The organism is Streptomyces capillispiralis (assembly GCF_007829875.1).
GTDB classification, from domain to species: Bacteria; Actinomycetota; Actinomycetes; order Streptomycetales; family Streptomycetaceae; genus Streptomyces; species Streptomyces capillispiralis.
The window spans coordinates 3,260,010-3,277,351 of sequence record NZ_VIWV01000001.1 but is presented as its reverse complement, the minus strand read 5'-3'; the positions used below and the strand labels follow the sequence as shown (position 1 = coordinate 3,277,351).

The window sequence follows — 17,342 nt, the reverse complement described above, 5'->3', positions numbered from 1 at the left end:
GGACACTCGGACGCATGCGTACTGCGTACAGCGTGGAGACGGTCAGGGCGGCGGAACGGGAACTGATGGCACGGCTGCCGGAGGGGACGCTGATGCAGCGCGCCGCCGCCGGACTCGCCGCGGCCTGCGCGGACGTGCTGGGGCGGGTGTACGGCAGCAGGATCGTCCTGCTGGTCGGCAGCGGGGACAACGGCGGCGACGCCCTGTACGCCGGCGCGCGGCTGGCCCGGCGGGGCGCCGGTGTGAGCGCGGTGCTGCTCGCGCCGGAGCGCGCCCACGCCGGAGGGCTCGCGGCGCTGCGCCGGGCGGGCGGGCGGACCGTGGGGACGGACGGGGCCGAGGAGCTGATCGGGCGGGCCGACCTCGTCGTGGACGGCATCGTCGGGATCGGCGGCAAGGGCGGGCTGCGGCCGGAGGCGGTACCGCTGGCCGACGCCGCGGCGCGGGCGCGGGCCGCGGTGGTCGCCGTCGATCTGCCGAGCGGGGTCGACGCCGACACCGGGGAGGTGCGGGGGGCGGCGGTCCGGGCCGATCTCACCGTCACCTTCGGCACGCACAAGCCCGGACTGCTGATCGATCCGGCGCGGGAGTACGCGGGGTCGGTGCGGCTGGTCGACATCGGTCTCGAACTGCCGGACGGGCCGGAACTGGAGGCGCTGCAGCACGCGGACGTGGCCCGGCTGCTGCCGGTGCCGGCCGCGGAGAGCGACAAGTACCGGCGGGGCGTCGTCGGCATCGCGGCCGGGTCCGCGCGCTATCCCGGGGCGGCGGTGCTGGCGGTGGCGGGGGCGCTGCGGGGCGGCGCCGGGGCGGTGCGGTACGTCGGGCCCGCCGGGCAGGCCGTCATCGCCCGCTACCCCGAGACGCTGGTGTCGGACCGGGGGCCGAAGCACGCGGGGCGGGTGCAGGCGTGGGTGGTCGGACCGGGGGCCGGGGACGACGCGGCGACGGTCGCTGAGGTGCTGGCGGCGGACGTACCGGTGCTGGTCGACGCGGACGGGCTGCGGCTGGCGGAGGCGTCGGCGGTACGGGGACGGCGTGCGCCGACCCTGATGACCCCGCACGCCGGGGAGGCGGCCGCGCTGCTCGGCGTCGCGCGGGAGGAGGTCGAGGGCGGGCGGCTGGCCGCGGTGCGGGAGCTGGCGGGGAGGTACGGGGCGACGGTGCTGCTGAAGGGGTCGACGACGCTGGTCGCGTCCTCGGGCGGTGGGGCGGTGCGGGTGAACCCCACGGGGACGTCGTGGCTGGCCACGGCGGGGAGCGGGGATGTGCTGTCGGGGCTGGCGGGGTCGTTGCTGGCGGCGGGGCTGTCGGCCGTGGACGCGGCGAGTGCGGGGGCGTATCTGCACGGGCTGGCGGGGCGGTTCGCGGCGGACGGGGCGCCGATGGGGGCGCACGATGTGGCGGAGGGGGTTGCGGGGGCCTGGCGGAGTGTGGTGCGGGGGTCGGCGTGAGGCCGGGTGCGGTGCCGGTGCCTGCGGCGCCCACGGGCGGGGGGGTCCGTCCTCGGTCCGGCGCGGAATCGGTCGGTTGAGAGGGCTCGGGGTGCGGACGCGCCGGCCGCTGCGGGCGGACACCCCCGCCCCGTCCCCTCCGCGCCGTGCGCGGCGCATCAGCGCTGCCGCGGGCGGTCGCGCCGTCGTTCACCGCGGGCAGTCGCGGCGCCGGGGCGATGGGGAGGGTGGGCGCGGCGGCGCCCCCGGAAGCGGCGGGCCGCATGCCCCGCCCCGGCCGAGCGGCAGCGGAATGCCGCTCTGAGACACTGGGCGGGATGAACGAGACAGTTGCCCCGGGGGGCGCGGAGCTGCGGGCCCGTGCCGAGATCGACCTGGCCGCCGTGCGGGCCAATGTGCGGGCCCTGCGCGAGCGGGCACCCGGCGCCGCCCTCATGGCCGTCGTCAAGGCCGACGGCTACGGGCACGGCGCCGTCGCGTGTGCCCGGGCCGCCGTCGAGGCCGGCGCGACCTGGCTGGGCACCGCCACCCCGCAGGAGGCGCTCGCGCTGCGCGCGCCCGGCGCCGGGGTACCGGCCGGCGTACGGATCATGTGCTGGCTGTGGACACCGGGCGGGCCCTGGCGGGAGGCGGTCGAGGCCGACCTCGACGTGTCCCTGAGCGGCATGTGGGCGTTGCGCGAGGTCACCGAGGCCGCCCGGCTCGCCGGCCGGCCCGCGCGGGTGCAGCTCAAGGCCGACACCGGGCTCGGGCGCGGCGGCTGCCAGCCCGGCGACGACTGGGCGGAGCTGGTCGCGGGGGCGCTGCGCGCCGAGGCCGAGGGCCTGCTGCGGGTCACCGGACTCTGGTCCCACTTCGCCTGCGCCGACGAGCCAGGCCACCCTTCCGTCGCCGCCCAGCTGACCCGCTTCCGGGAGATGGCGGCGTACGCGGAGCGGCAGGGGATCGACCCCGAGGTGCGGCACATCGCCAACTCGCCCGCCACCCTCACGCTCCCCGAGAGCCACTTCGACCTCGTCCGCCCCGGCATCGCGATGTACGGCGTCTCACCCAGTCCCGAGATCGGCACCCCCGCCGACCTCGGACTGCGCCCGGTGATGACCCTGTCCGCCGCGCTGGCCCTGGTGAAGCACGTCCCGGGCGGCCACGGCGTCAGCTACGGCCACCACTACGTCACCCCGGGCGCCACCACGCTGGGCCTGGTCCCGCTCGGGTACGCGGATGGCATCCCGCGCCACGCCTCCTCCACCGGCCCGGTGCTGGTCGAGGGCAAGTGGCGCACGGTCGCCGGGCGGATCGCGATGGACCAGTTCGTCGTCGACCTGGGCGGCGACGAGCCGGGGCCGGGTGCCGAGGCGGTCCTCTTCGGACCCGGCGACCGGGGCGAGCCCACCGCCGAGGACTGGGCGCAGGCGGCCGGAACCATCGCGTACGAGATCGTGACCCGGATCGGAACACGCGTGCCGCGCGTCTACGTGAACGAGGGACAGGACGGGTAACACCCGGTGGAGAAAGCCCCCCTGGGGAAGACCCGAGCGGACACGGACCCGACGAGCGGTCCGGTGAAGAGGAGCGGTACGTGAGCGAGAGCAGCGCGGAGGCCGTCACGGCCGCCGCCACGGCGGCCGTCGCCTCCGCCGCCGGAGCGCCCGGCGCGCCCGGCGGCTGGCGCCGCGCCACCGGCGTCGCGGGCCTCGCGATAGGCGTGCTCGCCACCGGAGCCGCCGCGGGCGTCGCGATAGAGCGGATGACGGTCGGCCGGGGCATGCGCAGGAAGGCCCGGCTCGCCCTCGACTCCGCGGGCCCGTACGGCGCCCTGCGCGGCACACCCGGCAAGGCGTACGCCGATGACGGCACCGAGCTGTACTACGAGGTCGACGACGTCGACCCCGATCCGGCCGCGACCCCCGCGCGGCGCCGCAGGCTGTTCGGCCGCCGTTCCCCCGCCCCCGTCACCGTCGTCTTCAGCCACGGTTACTGCCTCAGCCAGGACTCCTGGCACTTCCAGCGGGCCGCGCTGCGGGGCGTGGTGCGGACCGTGTACTGGGACCAGCGCAGCCACGGACGTTCGGCGCGGGGCGCGGCGCAGGTGGAGCGGGGCGAACCGGTCACCATCGAGCAGCTGGGCCGCGACCTGAAGGCCGTCGTCGACGCGGCGGCGCCCGAGGGGCCGATCGTGCTGGTCGGCCACTCCATGGGCGGGATGACGGTGATGGCCCTCGCCGACCAGTTCCCGGAGCTGATCCGCGAACGGGTCGTCGGGGTCGCCCTGGTCGGGACGTCGTCGGGGCGCCTCGGCGAGGTCAACTTCGGACTGCCGGTGGCCGGCGTCAACGCGGTGCGGCGGGTGCTGCCCGGGGTGCTGAAGGCGCTCGGGCAGCGGGCCGAGCTGGTGGAGAGGGGGCGCCGGGCCACCGCTGACCTGTTCGCCGGGGTCATCAAGCGGTACTCGTTCGCGTCGCGGGACGTGGACCCGGCCGTCGCCCGGTTCGCCGAGCGGATGATCGAGGGCACGCCGATCGACGTGGTCGCCGAGTACTACCCGGCGTTCAGCGACCACGACAAGACCGAGGCGCTCGCCCACTTCGCCGGCCTGCCGGTGCTGGTGCTGGCCGGGGTGCAGGACCTGGTCACCCCGAGCGAGCACAGCGAGGCCGTCGCCGACCTGCTGCCGGAGGCGGAGCTGGTGCTGGTCCCCGACGCCGGGCACCTGGTGATGCTGGAGCACCCGGAGGTGGTCACCGACCGCCTCGCCGACCTGCTCACCCGCGCGGGCGCGGTGCCGGCAGGGGCTACCGTGGATGGCTATGGAAGCAGCAGCACCGCACAACCCGGCTGAACCGTCCGCCAGCACCGTCGAGCTGACCGTCACGTCCCCCGAGCAGATGCGCGAACTGGGGCGCAGGCTCGCCAAGCTGCTGCGTGCGGGGGACCTGGTCCTGCTCTCGGGTGAGCTGGGCGCGGGCAAGACGACGCTGACCCGGGGGCTCGGCGAGGGGCTGGGCGTCCGGGGCGCGGTCACCTCCCCGACGTTCGTGATCGCCCGGGTGCACCCGTCCCTGGGGGACGGTCCGCCGCTGGTCCACGTCGACGCGTACCGCCTGTCCGGCGGGCTGGACGAGATGGAGGACCTCGATCTCGACGTCTCGCTGCCGGAGTCGGTGATCGTCGTGGAGTGGGGCGAGGGCAAGGTCGAGGAGCTGACCGACGACCGCCTCCACCTCGTCATCCACCGGGCGGTCGGCGACACCACGGACGAGGTGCGCCACCTGACCGTGACCGGGCTGGGCGAGCGCTGGACGGGGACCGACCTGACCGTGCTGTCGGCCTGAGCGGCTGCGCGGGGGCGGCTCCGCCCGGTCTCAGGGGCGGGCCCGAGCGGCTTCGAGCGGTCTCGCCGGTCGGGGCGGTCGGTGCGGTCGGTGCGGTCCGGGCCTACGCCGCCTCGCGGTGGTGGTCCTCCGCGGTCCCGTGGTCCCGCACGGCCTCGTGGTGGTCCTGCGCGGGCCCGGCGGGGCGGGGCTCGGGGGCGCGGGGCGGGGTGGAGACCGCGGCGGCCGCGGCGCAGGAGGCCAGCAGGTCGCGCATCGGCACCCCGGAAAGCGGCTGCGGCTGCTGCGCCGCGGTCCGGCGGGCGCTCGGGGTGGCCGGCATAGACGCCTCCTGGAGGGCGGGGGCGGGTGTAGTTAGGTAGACCTAACTACGAACTGGATACCATGTGACCACGCCCGCGAGGGCGAACGCAACCTTTTGCCGACGTCTTGTCGGAACGTACGGGCCCCGCCTCGCGTTCCCGCCGCGTGCGGGGTCCCGGGCCCGCCGGCGGTCACCGGATGACGACGACCTTCCGGCCGATCGTCGCGAACCTCCACATCGCCGCGCCGTCCGCGCGGGTCTCCCGGATGCCGCCCGTCCGCTCCCCGGGGTCGAGTTCCGGCGCCGATCCGTCGACCGCCGCGCTGAACCCGATCACCGTGCCGTCGACGGAGGCGAAGCGCACCACGTGCTCGACCGGGACACCGTCCGACCCCGTGACCGACCCCGAGCGGGACGTGACCCGGTAGGTGCCCGGGGCCGGGTCCACCGTGCTGGGGCTGACCCCGAAGGTGCGCCGCACCGTGCCGTCGGCCTCCACCAGCCACACCCGGTCGTCGTCCAGGGAGTACACGACCCGGGTGCCCCGGCCCGACCGGGCGGGCAGGGCGGTGGGGCGGTTCCCGTCGCGGGGCGCCTCGCGGACGGCCGGTGCCGCGCCGGCCTCCGGACGGCGCAGTTCGGCCGGGACCTGCTCGGCCGCCCGGTGGCCGAGGAAGCCGACCGTCACGAGGGCCGCCGTCGTCAGCCCCGCCACCATCGCCGCGCTGGTGCCTGCCATCGCCGTCACCTCTGTCCCGTACCGGACGGATATGCCCTGTTGTGTACGTACGCCGTCGTGACCGTAGCAGTACGTGACCGCCCGGCCGGTGCGGCCGTGGCCGGGGCGCGGGAGCCGTAGGCTGTTTGCGTGCTCTTGCTCGCTCTGGATACCGCCACCCCCGCCGTCACCGTCGCCCTGCACGACGGCGACGACGTCATCGCCTCGTCGAGCCAGGTGGACGCCCGCCGGCACGGCGAGCTGCTGCTCCCGGCGATCGACCGGGTGCTCACCGAGGCAGGCCGGAAGCTGGACGCCGTCACCGGCATCGTGGTCGGCACCGGTCCCGGCCCCTACACCGGGCTGCGCGTCGGCCTGATGACCGCGGACACCTTCGGGCTCGCGCTCGGCGTCCCCGTGCACGGTGTGTGCACGCTGGACGGCCTCGCCTACGGGGCCGACCTACGGGGCCCCTTCGTGGTGGCGACCGACGCCCGCCGCAAGGAGGTCTACTGGGCGCGCTACGCCGACTCCCGCACCCGCCTCACCGAGCCCGCCGTGGACCGGCCCGCCGACATCACGGACCAGGTGGAAGGACTGCCCGCGGTCGGCGCCGGCGCGCTGCTGTACCCGGACACCTTCCCCCGGGCGCACGAACCGGAGCACGTGTCCGCCGCCGCCCTGGCCCGGCTGGCCGCGGAGCGGCTGGCGGCCGGCGAGGAACTGCCCGCGCCCCGGCCGCTGTACCTGCGCCGGCCCGACGCCCAGGTCCCCAAGAACTACAAGGTGGTCACCCCCAAGTGACGGGAACCGACACTGCCGTGCTGCGCGAGATGCGCTGGTGGGACATCGACTCCGTACTGGAGCTGGAGCGGGACCTGTTCCCCGAGGACGCCTGGTCGCGGGGGATGTTCTGGTCCGAGCTGGCCCACTCGCGCGGTCCCGGCGCGACCCGCCGCTACGTCGTCGCCGAGGAGGATGACCGCATCGTCGGCTACGCGGGCCTGGCCGCCGCCGGCGTGGACGCCGAGGGCGACGGCGGCCCGGTCGCCGACGTCCAGACCATCGCCGTCACCCGGGACCACTGGGGCACCGGCCTCGGCACCCGGCTGCTGACCGAGCTGCTGCGGGCGGCGACCACCTTCGAATGCGCCGAAGTGATGCTGGAGTGCCGGGTGGACAACGTCCGCGCCCAGAAGCTCTACGAGCGCTTCGGCTTCGAGATCATCGGCGTCCGGCGCGGCTACTACCAGCCGGGCAACGTGGACGCGCTGGTGATGCGACTGACCGATCCGTCCACCACTGTGAACCCCGCGCATCCCGTCACCGGGCAGGGGAACGGCGTACAAGGAACCGAGATCCATGGCTGACGAACCCCTGGTACTGGGGATCGAGACCTCCTGCGACGAGACCGGCGTCGGCATCGTCCGCGGCACCACCCTGCTGGCGGACGCCGTCGCCTCCAGCGTCGACGAGCACGCCCGCTTCGGCGGCGTCGTCCCCGAGGTCGCCTCCCGGGCGCACCTGGAGGCGATGGTGCCGACGATCGACCGCGCGCTGAAGGAGGCGGGGGTGAGCGCCCGGGACCTGGACGGCATCGCCGTCACCGCCGGTCCCGGACTCGCCGGCGCGCTGCTGGTCGGCGTGTCGGCGGCGAAGGCGTACGCCTACGCCCTCGGCAAGCCGCTCTACGGGGTCAACCACCTCGCCTCGCACATCTGCGTCGACCAGCTGGAGCACGGCGCGCTGCCCGAGCCGACGATGGCGCTGCTGGTGTCCGGCGGGCACTCCTCGCTGCTGCTGTCCAGCGACATCACCTCCGACGTGCGGCCCATGGGCGCCACCATCGACGACGCGGCGGGCGAGGCCTTCGACAAGATCGCCCGCGTGCTGAACCTGGGCTTCCCCGGCGGCCCGGTGATCGACCGGTACGCGCGCGAGGGCGACCCCGGCGCGATCGCCTTCCCGCGCGGGCTGACCGGCCCGCGCGACCCGGCGTACGACTTCTCCTTCTCCGGGCTGAAGACGGCCGTGGCCCGGTGGATCGAGGCGAAGCGGGCGGCGGGCGAGGAGGTGCCGGTGCGGGACGTGGCGGCCTCCTTCCAGGAGGCGGTCGTCGACGTGCTCACCCGCAAGGCCGTGCGGGCGTGCAAGGACGAGGGCGTCGACCACCTGATGATCGGCGGTGGTGTGGCCGCCAACTCCCGGCTGCGGGCGCTGGCCCAGGAGCGCTGCGAGGCGGCCGGCATCCGGCTGCGGGTGCCGCGCCCCAAGCTGTGCACGGACAACGGTGCGATGGTGGCCGCGCTCGGCGCGGAGATGGTCGCCCGGAACCGCCCGGCCTCCGACTGGGACCTGTCGGCGGACTCCTCGCTCCCGGTGACCGACCCGCACGTGCCGGGCACCGCCCACACCCACGACCACGTGCACGAGAGTGCCGGGGAGAACCTGTACTCATGACGGTCGCGCTGATGTGGGAGGCCCGTGCGGTCCCCGGCCGGGGCGCCGAACTGCTGGCCTGGACCGAGGAACGGGTCCGGGAGCTGCCCGTGAGCCCCCTGCGCCGCGAGACCTTCCGCGCCCCGCAGGACAGGGTCCTGGTCATCACCTGGTGGGCCGCCCCCTACGACGCCGACCTGCCGGAACTGCCGGAGCCGGACGCCGAGTTGGTCAGCCGCGCGGTGCACCGGTGGCGGTTCGAGTCGCTCGGGGGGCGCTGACTCCACGCTCAGGGGGGAGCGTTCAGGCGGGCGGTTCGCCGGTGTCGGCGGGAGCCGGTGCCCGGCGGCTGACCGAGAGCCTCCACGGCTCGCCCCCGACGTGGCCCCGCCACAGCAGCAGCCCGTGCCGGTGCTCCCAGTGGCTGATCAGCGCGGCCTTGCCCAGCCAGTTCAGGGCCGACCACAGCGGTGCGAGGAACACCGCCGCCTCCCAGAGCAGGGCGAGGGGCAGGGTGAACGCGAGGTACCCGGCGAAGAACCCGGGGCGGAACCAGTCGCCGCGCAGCGAGCGGCCGGCGGGCGGCACCACGCCGATGTCCTCGACGGGAACCGCACGCTCGAAGTCCCGTACCTCGCTCACCCACTTGAGCCGGGTCGCGCCGAGGAGGGTCCACAGCGCGGAGGCCATGCACAGGGTGACGAACAACGTCGTCAGGTCCCCCGCGTCGGACGGCACCGAGAATCCGTGGACCAGGCCCCGCCCCACACCGCAGACGGCGGCCACGGCGAGCGCCGCGAACACGGCCCGCAGTTCGTGGTGCAGCAGTCTGTCCATCGCGTCCCCCGTCACCGCGCCCCAGGGGGCCACCCCCTCCGGCCCACGGTAGTTCCGACGTTTCCGGCCCGGCCAACCCGCCGGACTGAACGGTCGGTGAACGCCGGGGGGTTGGTGGGCAGGAGCCGCACGGGCGAAGGTTTCGGTCCGTCGGTCGAATGTTGTGACGATGCCGGGGTGGGCAGGGGGGTCCCTCCGGCGGGAGTGCGGGGATACGATCGCGGGCATGACTCCCGCCGAAACCGCAAAGACCCCGACGGCAGGGCGGACCGCGCAGACCGCTACGCTTGCCGAGATCGCCCGTGAGGCCGGCGTCTCCGCACCGACTGTTTCGAAGGTGCTGAACGGCCGTGCCGACGTCGCTCCCGCCACCCGCAGCCGGGTCGAGGGGCTGCTGCGCTCCCACGGTTACCGGCGCCGCCGCGCGGAGGCCGCCCGCTCGCCCCTGATCGACCTGGTCTTCCACGAGCTGGAGAGCGCCTGGGCGATGGAGGTCATCCGGGGCGTGGAGAACGTCGCGCGGGACGCAGGACTGAGCGTCGTGCTCTCCGAGAGCGCCGGACGGCTCACCCCCGGACGCACCTGGGCCGACCAGGTCGCCGCACGCCGGCCGCACGGCGTGATCCTCGTCCTGTCCGGCCTGGACGAGTCCGGGCGGGCCCTGCTGACCAGCCGCTCCATCCCGTTCGTGGTGATGGACCCGGCCGGCGACCCGGGCACCGACGTGCCGTCCATCGGCGCGACCAACTGGCAGGGCGGGCTGGCCGCGACCCGGCACCTGGTCGAGCTGGGGCACACGCGGATCGGAGCGATCAGCGGTCCCACCCGGATGATGTGCAGCCGCGCCCGCGTCGACGGCTACCGGGCCGCCCTGGAGACCGCGGGCCTGCCGGTCGACCCCGGGCTGATCATGACCGGCGACTTCCACCACGAGGCCGGCTACCGGCAGGGCCTCGCCCTGCTGCGCCGCGAGGACCGCCCCACCGCCGTCTTCGCCGGCAACGACCTCCAGGCGCTCGGACTGTACGAGGCCGCCCGCGAACTGGGGCTGCGGATCCCGGAGGACCTGAGCGTCGTCGGCTTCGACGACCTGCCGGTGGCCCGCTGGGTGGGGCCGCCGCTGACGACCGTACGGCAGCCGCTGACGGAGATGGCGGAGGCGGCGGCCAAACTCGTCCTCGACCTCGGCAAGGACGAGGACTCCCAGGCGGCGACCCGGGTCGAACTGGCGACGAGCCTGGTGGTGCGCAGCAGTACGGCGGCACCGGCGGGGGCGTGAACCGGCGTACCGGTCCGAAAGTTTCGGCCGGCCGGAAGTCTTAGAATTTCCCAAGAAAACTGTCCGGTAGTCGCCGCTCGTCATAATTCGGACTTATGTTCCTGTCCGTGACGGGACACCAGGGGAGCGGCGGGGCCGGGGACGACGGGGAAGCCGGGGAAGCCGGGGAAGAGGCCGAGGGCGGGGGCATACGGCCGGGCCGGCGGGCGCGGGCGCTGAAGCTCACCGGGCTCACGCTGGCGGGCCTGCTGGTGCTGGGCGCCGGTGCGGCCGGCTGGGCGTACTGGCAGCTCAACGACAACATCACGAGCGTCGACATCAACAGCGCCCTGGGCGACGACCGGCCCGCCAGGGCCGCGGCCGTCCCGTCCCCGGACGCGTCCGCCACCGCCCCGCCGCTGCCGGCCGGGGCCCTGAACATCCTGGTGCTCGGCTCGGACTCGCGCAGCGGCGCGGAGAACCAGGCGCTCGGCGGTGGCGACAGCGGCGGCGCCCGCTCCGACACGGCGATGGTCGTCCGTCTCGACGCCGGCCGGACCGCCGCGACGGTGGTCAGCATCCCGCGCGACACCCTTGTCGACCGGCCCGCCTGCCCGCTGCCCGACGGGGGCTCGACACGGCCGGTGTCCGGGGCGATGTTCAACAGCGCGTACGAGGTGGGCGGGCCGGTGTGCGCGGTGAAGACCGTCGAGTCGCTCACGGACGTCCGCATGGACCACTACATCGAGATCGACTTCGCCGGCTTCGCCCGCCTGGTCGACGCGCTCGGCGGGGTCACCGTCACCACGGACGAGGACATCGACGACGACCGCAGCCACCTCACGCTGGAGGCCGGGACCCACCACCTCGACGGCACGGACGCCCTCGCCCTGGCCCGCACCCGGTACGACATCGGCGACGGCAGCGACCTCGGCCGCATAGAGCTCCAGCACCAGTTGGTGAAGGCGCTGCTGGAGCAGATCGCGGACCAGGACCTGCTGACCAGCCCCACCGAGCTGTACGAGGTCGCCGACGCCGTCACCGACAGCCTGACGACCGACACCGGCCTGGACTCGCTCGGTGAGCTGATGGACCTCGGGCAGAGCCTGCGGGGGCTGTCGTCCGGAGCCGTCACGACCCTGACCATGCCGGTGCTGCCCGCTCCCTGGGACCCCAACCGGGTGGTGGCGGACGAGCCGGACGCGGGCGAGCTGTGGGCCTCCCTGAAGTGAGGCCGGCGGGCGGGAGCGCCCGGCGGGAGGCGGTGCGGAAAAAACTTCCGGTCCGGGTGTCGATCCCGGTGTCTCCCGTTCGACGCAGGGGTGAGAGGCCGGGAAGGACCCGGTCCGCACGACCCGAGGAGTGACCATGCCGCGCTTTCTCTCCCTGATCCGGATCGACGAGAACAACGCCCCCGCCGAAGGGCCGAGCCCCGAGCTGATGCAGCGCATGGGCGAGCTGATCGAGGAGATGACGAAGGCCGGGGTCCTGCTGGACACCGCCGGACTGACCCCGACCGCCCAGGGCACCCGGGTGCACTACGAGGGCGGCCGGTTGTCCGTGACCGACGGGCCGTTCACCGAGACCAAGGAGGTCATCGGCGGTTACGCGCTCGTACAGGCCAAGGACAAGGCCGAGGCGATCGAGTGGACCAAGCGGTTCCTGAAGGTGCACGAGCCGCACTGGACGGTGACCTGCGAGGTGCGCCAGGTCGAGGAGGCCTGAGCGGACCGGGCCCCCGCGAGGGCCTTCCTTGGCTCAGCCGCCGTACGGGTGTCTGATGGTGGGCTGTGACACCGCAGCCCACCGCCGGCCCCCACGCCACGGACCGAAACGGAAACCCACGGCCCGCCGAGCCGGCGCAGGCCGTGGACGGGACACCGCCCGCCGAGCCGGCACAGGAAGCCGAGTCCGCACAGACCGTGGAGTCCGCACAGACCGTGGAGTCCGCGCAAGCCGTGGAGTCCGCACAGACCGTCGCAGCGGTACGGACCGTCGAGACCGTCTTCCGCATGGAGTCCCCCCGGGTGATCGCCGGCGTCACCCGCGTCGTCCGGGACGTCGGCATCGCCGAGGAGCTCGCGCAGGACGCGCTGGTCGCCGCGCTGGAACAGTGGCCGAGGGACGGGGTGCCCGACAATCCGGGCGCCTGGCTCATGGCCACCGCCCGCAACCGTGCCGTCGACCTGGTCCGCCGCCGGGAGAACTACGCCCGCAAGCTGGCCGAGATCGGGCGGGAGCGGCCGGCCGTGACGGCTGCGCCGGACGAGCCCGCGGACCCGGACGACATCGACGACGACCTGCTCCGGCTCGTCTTCACCGCCTGCCACCCGGTCCTGTCCGCCGAGGCCCGCACCGCCCTCACCCTGCGGCTGCTCGGCGGCCTGACCACGGCCGAGATCGCCCGCGCCTTCCTCGTCCCGGAACCGACGGTGGCCCAGCGCATCGTGCGCGCGAAGCGCACCCTGGCGACGCGGAACGTCGCCTTCGAGGTGCCGTACGGCCCCGACCGCGAGGCCCGCCTCGGCTCGGTCCTCGACGTGATCTACCTGATCTTCAACGAGGGGTACGCCGCCACGGCCGGCGACGACTGGCTGCGCCCGGCGCTGTGCGAGGACGCGCTGCGGCTGGCCCGGGTGCTGTCCGGGCTGCTGCCCAAGGAGCCCGAGGTGCACGGACTGACCGCGCTGCTGGAGTTCCAGGCCTCCCGCGCCGCCGCCCGCACCGGTCCGAACGGCGAGCCGGTGCTGCTGAAGGACCAGCACCGCGCCCGCTGGAACCGCCTGCTCATGGCGCGCGGCGTCGCAGCCCTCACCCGCGCCGAGGCCACCGCCGCCGGCGCCCCGGGCCCGTACGCCCTCCAGGCGGCCATCGCCGCCTGCCACGCGCACGCCCACCGCTACGAGGAGACCGACTGGCCCCGCATCGCCACCCTGTACGCGCTCCTCGCCGCCCGGGCCCCCTCCCCGGTCGTCGAACTCAACCGCGCGGTCGCCGTCTCCATGGCCGAGGGCCCCGCCGCCGCGCTGCCCCTCGTCGACGCCCTGACGGACGTATCGGCGCTGCGGGACTACCACCTGCTGCCGAGCGTCCGCGGCGACCTGCTGGCCCGCCTCGGCCGTACGGGGGAGGCGCGGGCGGAGTTCGCCCGGGCGGCGTCGCTGGCGCGGAACGCGCGCGAGCGGGAGCTGCTGCTGCGCCGGGCGGCGGAGGCCGGCGCCTGATCAGTGCGCCGGGTGCCCCAGCAGCATGGCCGGGGCGCCGTCGACGCGGGTCAGGAACACCGTGACCGACGCCGAGCCGTGCGGCTTGGGCAGCACCTTGCGGCGCAGTTCCTCGGGTTCGACCGCCGAGCCGCGCTTCTTGACGGTCAGGGTGCCGACCCCGCGCTCGCGCAGCAGCGCCTTCAGCTTCTTGACGTTGAACGGGAGGTGGTCGGTGAGCTCGTAGGCGGTGGCGTAGGGCGTGGGGCGGTGGGCGTCCGCGGTGACGTAGGCGATCGTCGCGTCGACGAGCCCGCCGTCGAGCTGGTCGGCCACCTCGGCGACCAGGTGCGCCCGGATGACGGCGCCGTCGGGTTCGTACAGGTACCGGCCGGGCGGACGGACCGCGGGGTCGGGCAGGCCGCGGGAGACGAGGGTGCGCGGGCCGGGCAGGAGGGTCGCCCGGACCGCCGCCGCCCCGGTCCCGCCGTCCGCGCCGAACCACAGCACGGCCTCCTTCACGTCCCCGCCGTCCGAGATCCACTCGGCCCGCGCGTCGTCGGGGACGGCCTCGTGCGGGATGCCCGGCGCGACCTTCAGCGCGGCGGCGCGGGAGGCGGCGCGGGCCGCCCCGACCGCCCAGGACAGCGGGGGCGAGTACGCCTCGGGGTCGAAGATCCGGCCCCGGCCGCCGCGCCGGGCCGGGTCGACGAAGACGGCGTCGTACCCGGCGGTGTCCACCTCGGTGACGTCCGCCTCCCGCACCTCGATCAGCTCCGCGAGCCCGAGCGCCTCGGCGTTGGCCCGGGCCGCCGCGGCGGTGAGCGGGTCGCGGTCCACCGCCAGGACCCGGATCCCGGCGCGGGCCAACGCGATCGCGTCCCCGCCGATCCCGCAGCACAGGTCGGCCACGGACGTCACGCCGAGGTCCGCGAACCGCCGTGCCCGGTACGCCGCCACGCTCGCCCGGGTCGACTGCTCCACCCCGTTGGGCGTGAAGAACATCCGCCGGGCGTCCTCCGCCCCGAACTTCGCCACCGCCCGCTGCCGCAGCCGGGCCTGGCCGAGCGCCGCCGACACCAGCGCGGCGGGATGCTCACGGCGCAGCCGGGTCGCGACGGCGAGTTCGTGCGCCGGGTCGGTGTCGCGCACCTCGTCGAGGAGGGCGCGGCCTTCGGGGGTGAGGAGCGGGGCGAGGTCGTTCACCGGCTCATTGTGGGCCAGTCGGTGGACCGTACGCCTCCGGCCGCAGTGTCGGGCCGGGATCCCGGCGGCGGACTGCGAGGATCCGGCCCCATGAGAGCAGTAGGACAAAATGACAAATCGCGGGGCAAGGGGTGGTCGCCGGGCGGCCTGAGGACCGGCCTCGTGGTACTCGCTCTCGCCGCCCTCGCGCCGGGCTGCGGCCGGGGCGGCACCGAGGTGGAACCGGCGGGCGGCCAGCAGCCCCTCGAAGCGCCCCCCGCCCGAGCGCTCGACGCCTACGCCACCAAACTGCGCGCCGCGCACGCCGCGCGAACCGCCGCCGCGCGGCGCTGGGGGCTGCAACGAGTGCCCCTGACCGCCCCGCCGCCCCCGGCGAAGAAGCCGGCGATCACCACCCGCGACGGCTTCGAGGTCGACGGCCACCGGCGGCTGGACCTCCCCCCGGTCTTCACCACCGTCCCCACGAAGGACAGGGTCGTCTTCCTCACCATCGACGACGGCGCCGAGAAGGACCCGGCGTTCCTGCGGATGACGAACGAGCTGAGGATCCCGTACACCGTCTTCCTCAGCGACTACCTCGCCAAGGAGGACTACGGCTACTTCGAGAGGATGCGGGACGCGGGCGTCGGCCTGCACAACCACACCCTCCGCCACCCCTACCTGCCGGCCCTCTCCCACGCCCGCCAGAAGCGCGAGATCTGCGGCATGCAGAAGGTCATCGAGGAGCGCTACGGCGAGCGCCCCGCCCTCTTCCGCCCGCCCTACGGCAACTACGACAAGGCCACCCTGCGCGCCGCCAAGGCCTGCGGCATCACGCACGTCCCGCTGTGGAACGCGGAGGTCTTCGCCGACCACTGGGAGTACCGCGAGTGGGACCGCTCGCTGCACCCCGGCGACATCGTCCTCAGCCACTTCCGGGGGCGCGAGGACTGGAAGGGCACGATGCCGGACATGGTCCGCCGCTTCCTGAACAAGGTCACGGCCGAGGGCTACGCGGTGGGGCGGCTGGAGGACTACCTGTGAGGCGCGCCGCGTCCCCGGGGAGGGCGCGCGTCCTGGCGAACCCGGGGAGGGCGCGCGTCCTGGCGACCGCCACCGCGCTGGCCGCACTGGCCTCGCTGACCGCGCTCGCCGGGTGCGGTACGGCGCCGGCCGGAGCGGGGAGCGAGGCGAGCCGGCCGCCCGGGGCCGGACCGGCGCCGCGGACCGGCGCCCTCCCGCCGGTCGTCGACCACGTCCCGACCGACGACAGGGTCGTCTTCCTCACCTACGACGACGGCGCCGAACGCGACCCCCGCTTCATCGACCTGGTCCGCGAACGCCGCCTCCCCGTCACCATGTTCCTCACGGACAGCGTGGTGGGTCCCGGCTACGCCCACTTCGCCCGGCTGCGCTCGGTCGGCGCCACGCTGCAGAACCACACCCTCGACCATCCCGCCCTGCGCGGCCTGCCCTACGCCGGCCAGCGCGCCGAGATCTGCGGCCAGCAGCGCAAGCTGAAGTCCCGCTTCGGCATCCGCCCCCAGCTCTTCCGCCCGCCCTACGGCGCGTACGACACCACGACCCTGCGCGCCGCCGCCGACTGCGGCATCGCGGCGGTGGTGCTGTGGAGGGTGACCCTGGAGCCCGACGGCCACCTCACCTACACCCGCGGCCCCCACCACCTGACCCCCGGCGACATCGTCTCCGTACCGTCGGGCGAGGCGCCGGCCCTGTCGTTGGCGGAACGGACGACACGGGTGCTGGGGGAGCTGGAGGAGCGAGGTCTGGAGGTGGGCCGCCTGGAGGACTACACAGGACGAACCACCCCGCCCCCAACGACTCCCGGCGAGCACCGCTCACCCCTCAGCCCGCCGACGGTTCCCGGCGAGCACCGCTCACTCTCAGCCCGTCCGGCGATTGAGGACGAGGCCCGTTCAGGGCCGGATCGGGGGCCCGGGGGCGGCAGCCCCCGGTGACGGTCACCGCACCACCGCCGGCCGCACAACCCCGTGCCGAAAAGCCCCCCACCCCCACGACGCGCCGCAGGCAATTGGCACTCCGCTTGACCGAGTGCTAATCCCGGTCATAGTCTCAGGTCTGGCACTCCCCCCTGGAGAGTGCCAACACACGCGACGGGCAGGTCCGGCACCCGCGACGACGGATCCACCTGGTCGCCACCTCAGACAGTTAACCCCGTGAGATCTCCGAAGGGGGAGGTCGGATCGTGACGACCGCCAGCTCCAAGGTTGCCATCAAGCCGCTCGAGGACCGCATCGTGGTCCAGCCGCTCGACGCCGAGCAGACCACGGCTTCGGGCCTGGTCATTCCGGACACCGCCAAGGAGAAGCCCCAGGAGGGCGTCGTCCTGGCCATCGGTCCGGGCCGCTTCGAGGACGGCAAGCGCGTCGAACTCGACGTGAAGGTCGGCGACGTCGTTCTGTACAGCAAGTACGGCGGCACCGAGGTGAAGTACAACGGCGAGGAGTACCTCGTCCTCTCGGCCCGCGACGTGCTCGCGATCGTCGAGAAGTAAGTCACCCAGAAGCGAAGCACACGAAGCGCCCGAACCTTCGGCGCGCTTCCGCTCGAACTGCGCCCCTGGCCCCAGC

The 17,342-nt window shown here is 74.7% G+C and carries 18 protein-coding genes and 1 pseudogene; 15 read left to right on the top strand and 4 right to left on the bottom strand.

Features of this window, described 5'->3' with window-relative positions:
- The first annotated feature begins 14 nt into the window (after positions 1 to 14).
- The 4 genes from FHX78_RS13585 to tsaE all read left to right on the top strand — a co-directional run bounded on the left by FHX78_RS13585 (position 15) and on the right by tsaE (position 4,786).
- The gene (locus FHX78_RS13585) at positions 15 to 1,454 is read left to right on the top strand and encodes an NAD(P)H-hydrate dehydratase (RefSeq protein ID WP_145867718.1); all 1,440 of its coding nucleotides are present in this window, start codon (positions 15 to 17) and stop codon (positions 1,452 to 1,454) included.
- A gap of 317 nt (positions 1,455 to 1,771) precedes the next feature.
- Entirely contained in the window at positions 1,772 to 2,953 is a 1,182-nt protein-coding gene (gene alr, locus FHX78_RS13580) for an alanine racemase (protein WP_145867717.1), read from the top strand.
- Between the two features lie 80 nt (positions 2,954 to 3,033).
- Entirely contained in the window at positions 3,034 to 4,293 is a 1,260-nt protein-coding gene (locus FHX78_RS13575) for an alpha/beta fold hydrolase (RefSeq protein WP_145867716.1), read from the top strand.
- Positions 4,262 to 4,786: a tRNA (adenosine(37)-N6)-threonylcarbamoyltransferase complex ATPase subunit type 1 TsaE gene (tsaE, locus tag FHX78_RS13570; protein WP_145867715.1), complete on the top strand. Its 525-nt coding sequence runs from the start codon at positions 4,262 to 4,264 to the stop codon at positions 4,784 to 4,786. The genes FHX78_RS13575 and tsaE overlap by 32 nt, the downstream gene beginning before the upstream one ends.
- A 103-nt stretch (positions 4,787 to 4,889) precedes the next feature.
- Here the strand turns inward: tsaE and FHX78_RS13565 are convergent, their stop codons facing one another.
- Positions 4,890 to 5,108 (bottom strand): hypothetical protein, encoded by a 219-nt coding sequence (locus FHX78_RS13565; RefSeq protein WP_145867714.1) that lies wholly within the window; start codon positions 5,106 to 5,108, stop codon positions 4,890 to 4,892.
- A gap of 172 nt (positions 5,109 to 5,280) precedes the next feature.
- Complete coding sequence (locus FHX78_RS13560) at positions 5,281 to 5,829, bottom strand: hypothetical protein (RefSeq protein WP_145867713.1); 549 nt, start codon at positions 5,827 to 5,829, stop codon at positions 5,281 to 5,283.
- Between the two features lie 129 nt (positions 5,830 to 5,958).
- Between FHX78_RS13560 and tsaB the strand changes: the two genes are divergently transcribed.
- Genes tsaB through FHX78_RS13540 form a run of 4 tightly spaced genes read left to right on the top strand, consistent with a single transcriptional unit; the run spans position 5,959 to position 8,528 of the window.
- A complete protein-coding gene (tsaB, locus tag FHX78_RS13555) occupies positions 5,959 to 6,612 on the top strand; it encodes a tRNA (adenosine(37)-N6)-threonylcarbamoyltransferase complex dimerization subunit type 1 TsaB (RefSeq protein ID WP_145867712.1) in 654 nt (217 codons plus the stop codon).
- Entirely contained in the window at positions 6,609 to 7,178 is a 570-nt protein-coding gene (rimI, locus tag FHX78_RS13550; RefSeq protein ID WP_229923834.1) for a ribosomal protein S18-alanine N-acetyltransferase, read from the top strand. Before tsaB ends, rimI begins: the two co-directional genes overlap by 4 nt.
- On the top strand, positions 7,171 to 8,268 hold the full coding sequence (tsaD, locus tag FHX78_RS13545) for a tRNA (adenosine(37)-N6)-threonylcarbamoyltransferase complex transferase subunit TsaD (protein ID WP_145867711.1): 1,098 nt from the start codon (positions 7,171 to 7,173) through the stop codon (positions 8,266 to 8,268). Before rimI ends, tsaD begins: the two co-directional genes overlap by 8 nt.
- Positions 8,265 to 8,528, top strand: coding sequence for a hypothetical protein (locus FHX78_RS13540; protein ID WP_145867710.1), 264 nt, complete (start codon positions 8,265 to 8,267; stop codon positions 8,526 to 8,528). Before tsaD ends, FHX78_RS13540 begins: the two co-directional genes overlap by 4 nt.
- 22 nt (positions 8,529 to 8,550) lie before the next feature.
- Here FHX78_RS13540 and FHX78_RS13535 read toward each other — a convergent pair whose 3' ends face one another.
- A complete protein-coding gene (locus tag FHX78_RS13535) occupies positions 8,551 to 9,084 on the bottom strand; it encodes a hypothetical protein (protein ID WP_145867709.1) in 534 nt (177 codons plus the stop codon).
- A gap of 226 nt (positions 9,085 to 9,310) precedes the next feature.
- On the opposite strand from FHX78_RS13535, the gene FHX78_RS13530 reads away from it, so the two are divergent.
- The 4 genes from FHX78_RS13530 (at position 9,311) to FHX78_RS13515 (ending at position 13,566) form a co-directional block, all read left to right on the top strand.
- Positions 9,311 to 10,363, top strand: a complete 1,053-nt coding sequence (locus FHX78_RS13530) for a LacI family DNA-binding transcriptional regulator (RefSeq protein WP_145867708.1) — start codon at positions 9,311 to 9,313, stop codon at positions 10,361 to 10,363.
- A gap of 95 nt (positions 10,364 to 10,458) precedes the next feature.
- A complete protein-coding gene (locus tag FHX78_RS13525; protein ID WP_145867707.1) occupies positions 10,459 to 11,574 on the top strand; it encodes an LCP family protein in 1,116 nt (371 codons plus the stop codon).
- Positions 11,575 to 11,710: 136 nt separating this feature from the next.
- Complete coding sequence (locus FHX78_RS13520) at positions 11,711 to 12,067, top strand: YciI family protein (RefSeq protein WP_145867706.1); 357 nt, start codon at positions 11,711 to 11,713, stop codon at positions 12,065 to 12,067.
- Between the two features lie 287 nt (positions 12,068 to 12,354).
- Positions 12,355 to 13,566 carry an RNA polymerase sigma factor gene (locus FHX78_RS13515; protein WP_145871928.1) on the top strand — a complete coding sequence of 404 codons (1,212 nt, stop codon included), beginning with the start codon at positions 12,355 to 12,357 and terminating at the stop codon, positions 13,564 to 13,566.
- Here FHX78_RS13515 and FHX78_RS13510 read toward each other — a convergent pair whose 3' ends face one another.
- On the bottom strand, positions 13,567 to 14,751 hold the full coding sequence (locus FHX78_RS13510) for a THUMP-like domain-containing protein (protein ID WP_167531757.1): 1,185 nt from the start codon (positions 14,749 to 14,751) through the stop codon (positions 13,567 to 13,569).
- 90 nt (positions 14,752 to 14,841) lie between these two features.
- Here FHX78_RS13510 and FHX78_RS13505 point away from each other — a divergent pair, with 90 nt between their 5' ends.
- The 3 genes and pseudogenes from FHX78_RS13505 (at position 14,842) to groES (ending at position 17,266) form a co-directional block, all read left to right on the top strand.
- Positions 14,842 to 15,774 carry a polysaccharide deacetylase family protein gene (locus FHX78_RS13505; protein WP_145867704.1) on the top strand — a complete coding sequence of 311 codons (933 nt, stop codon included), beginning with the start codon at positions 14,842 to 14,844 and terminating at the stop codon, positions 15,772 to 15,774.
- Positions 15,775 to 15,806: 32 nt separating this feature from the next.
- Positions 15,807 to 16,544 (top strand): annotated as a pseudogene (locus FHX78_RS13500) (polysaccharide deacetylase family protein); the annotation flags it as partial.
- 413 nt (positions 16,545 to 16,957) lie between these two features.
- The gene (gene groES / locus FHX78_RS13495) at positions 16,958 to 17,266 is read left to right on the top strand and encodes a co-chaperone GroES (RefSeq protein WP_006130737.1); all 309 of its coding nucleotides are present in this window, start codon (positions 16,958 to 16,960) and stop codon (positions 17,264 to 17,266) included.
- The last annotated feature ends 76 nt before the right edge of the window (positions 17,267 to 17,342 follow it).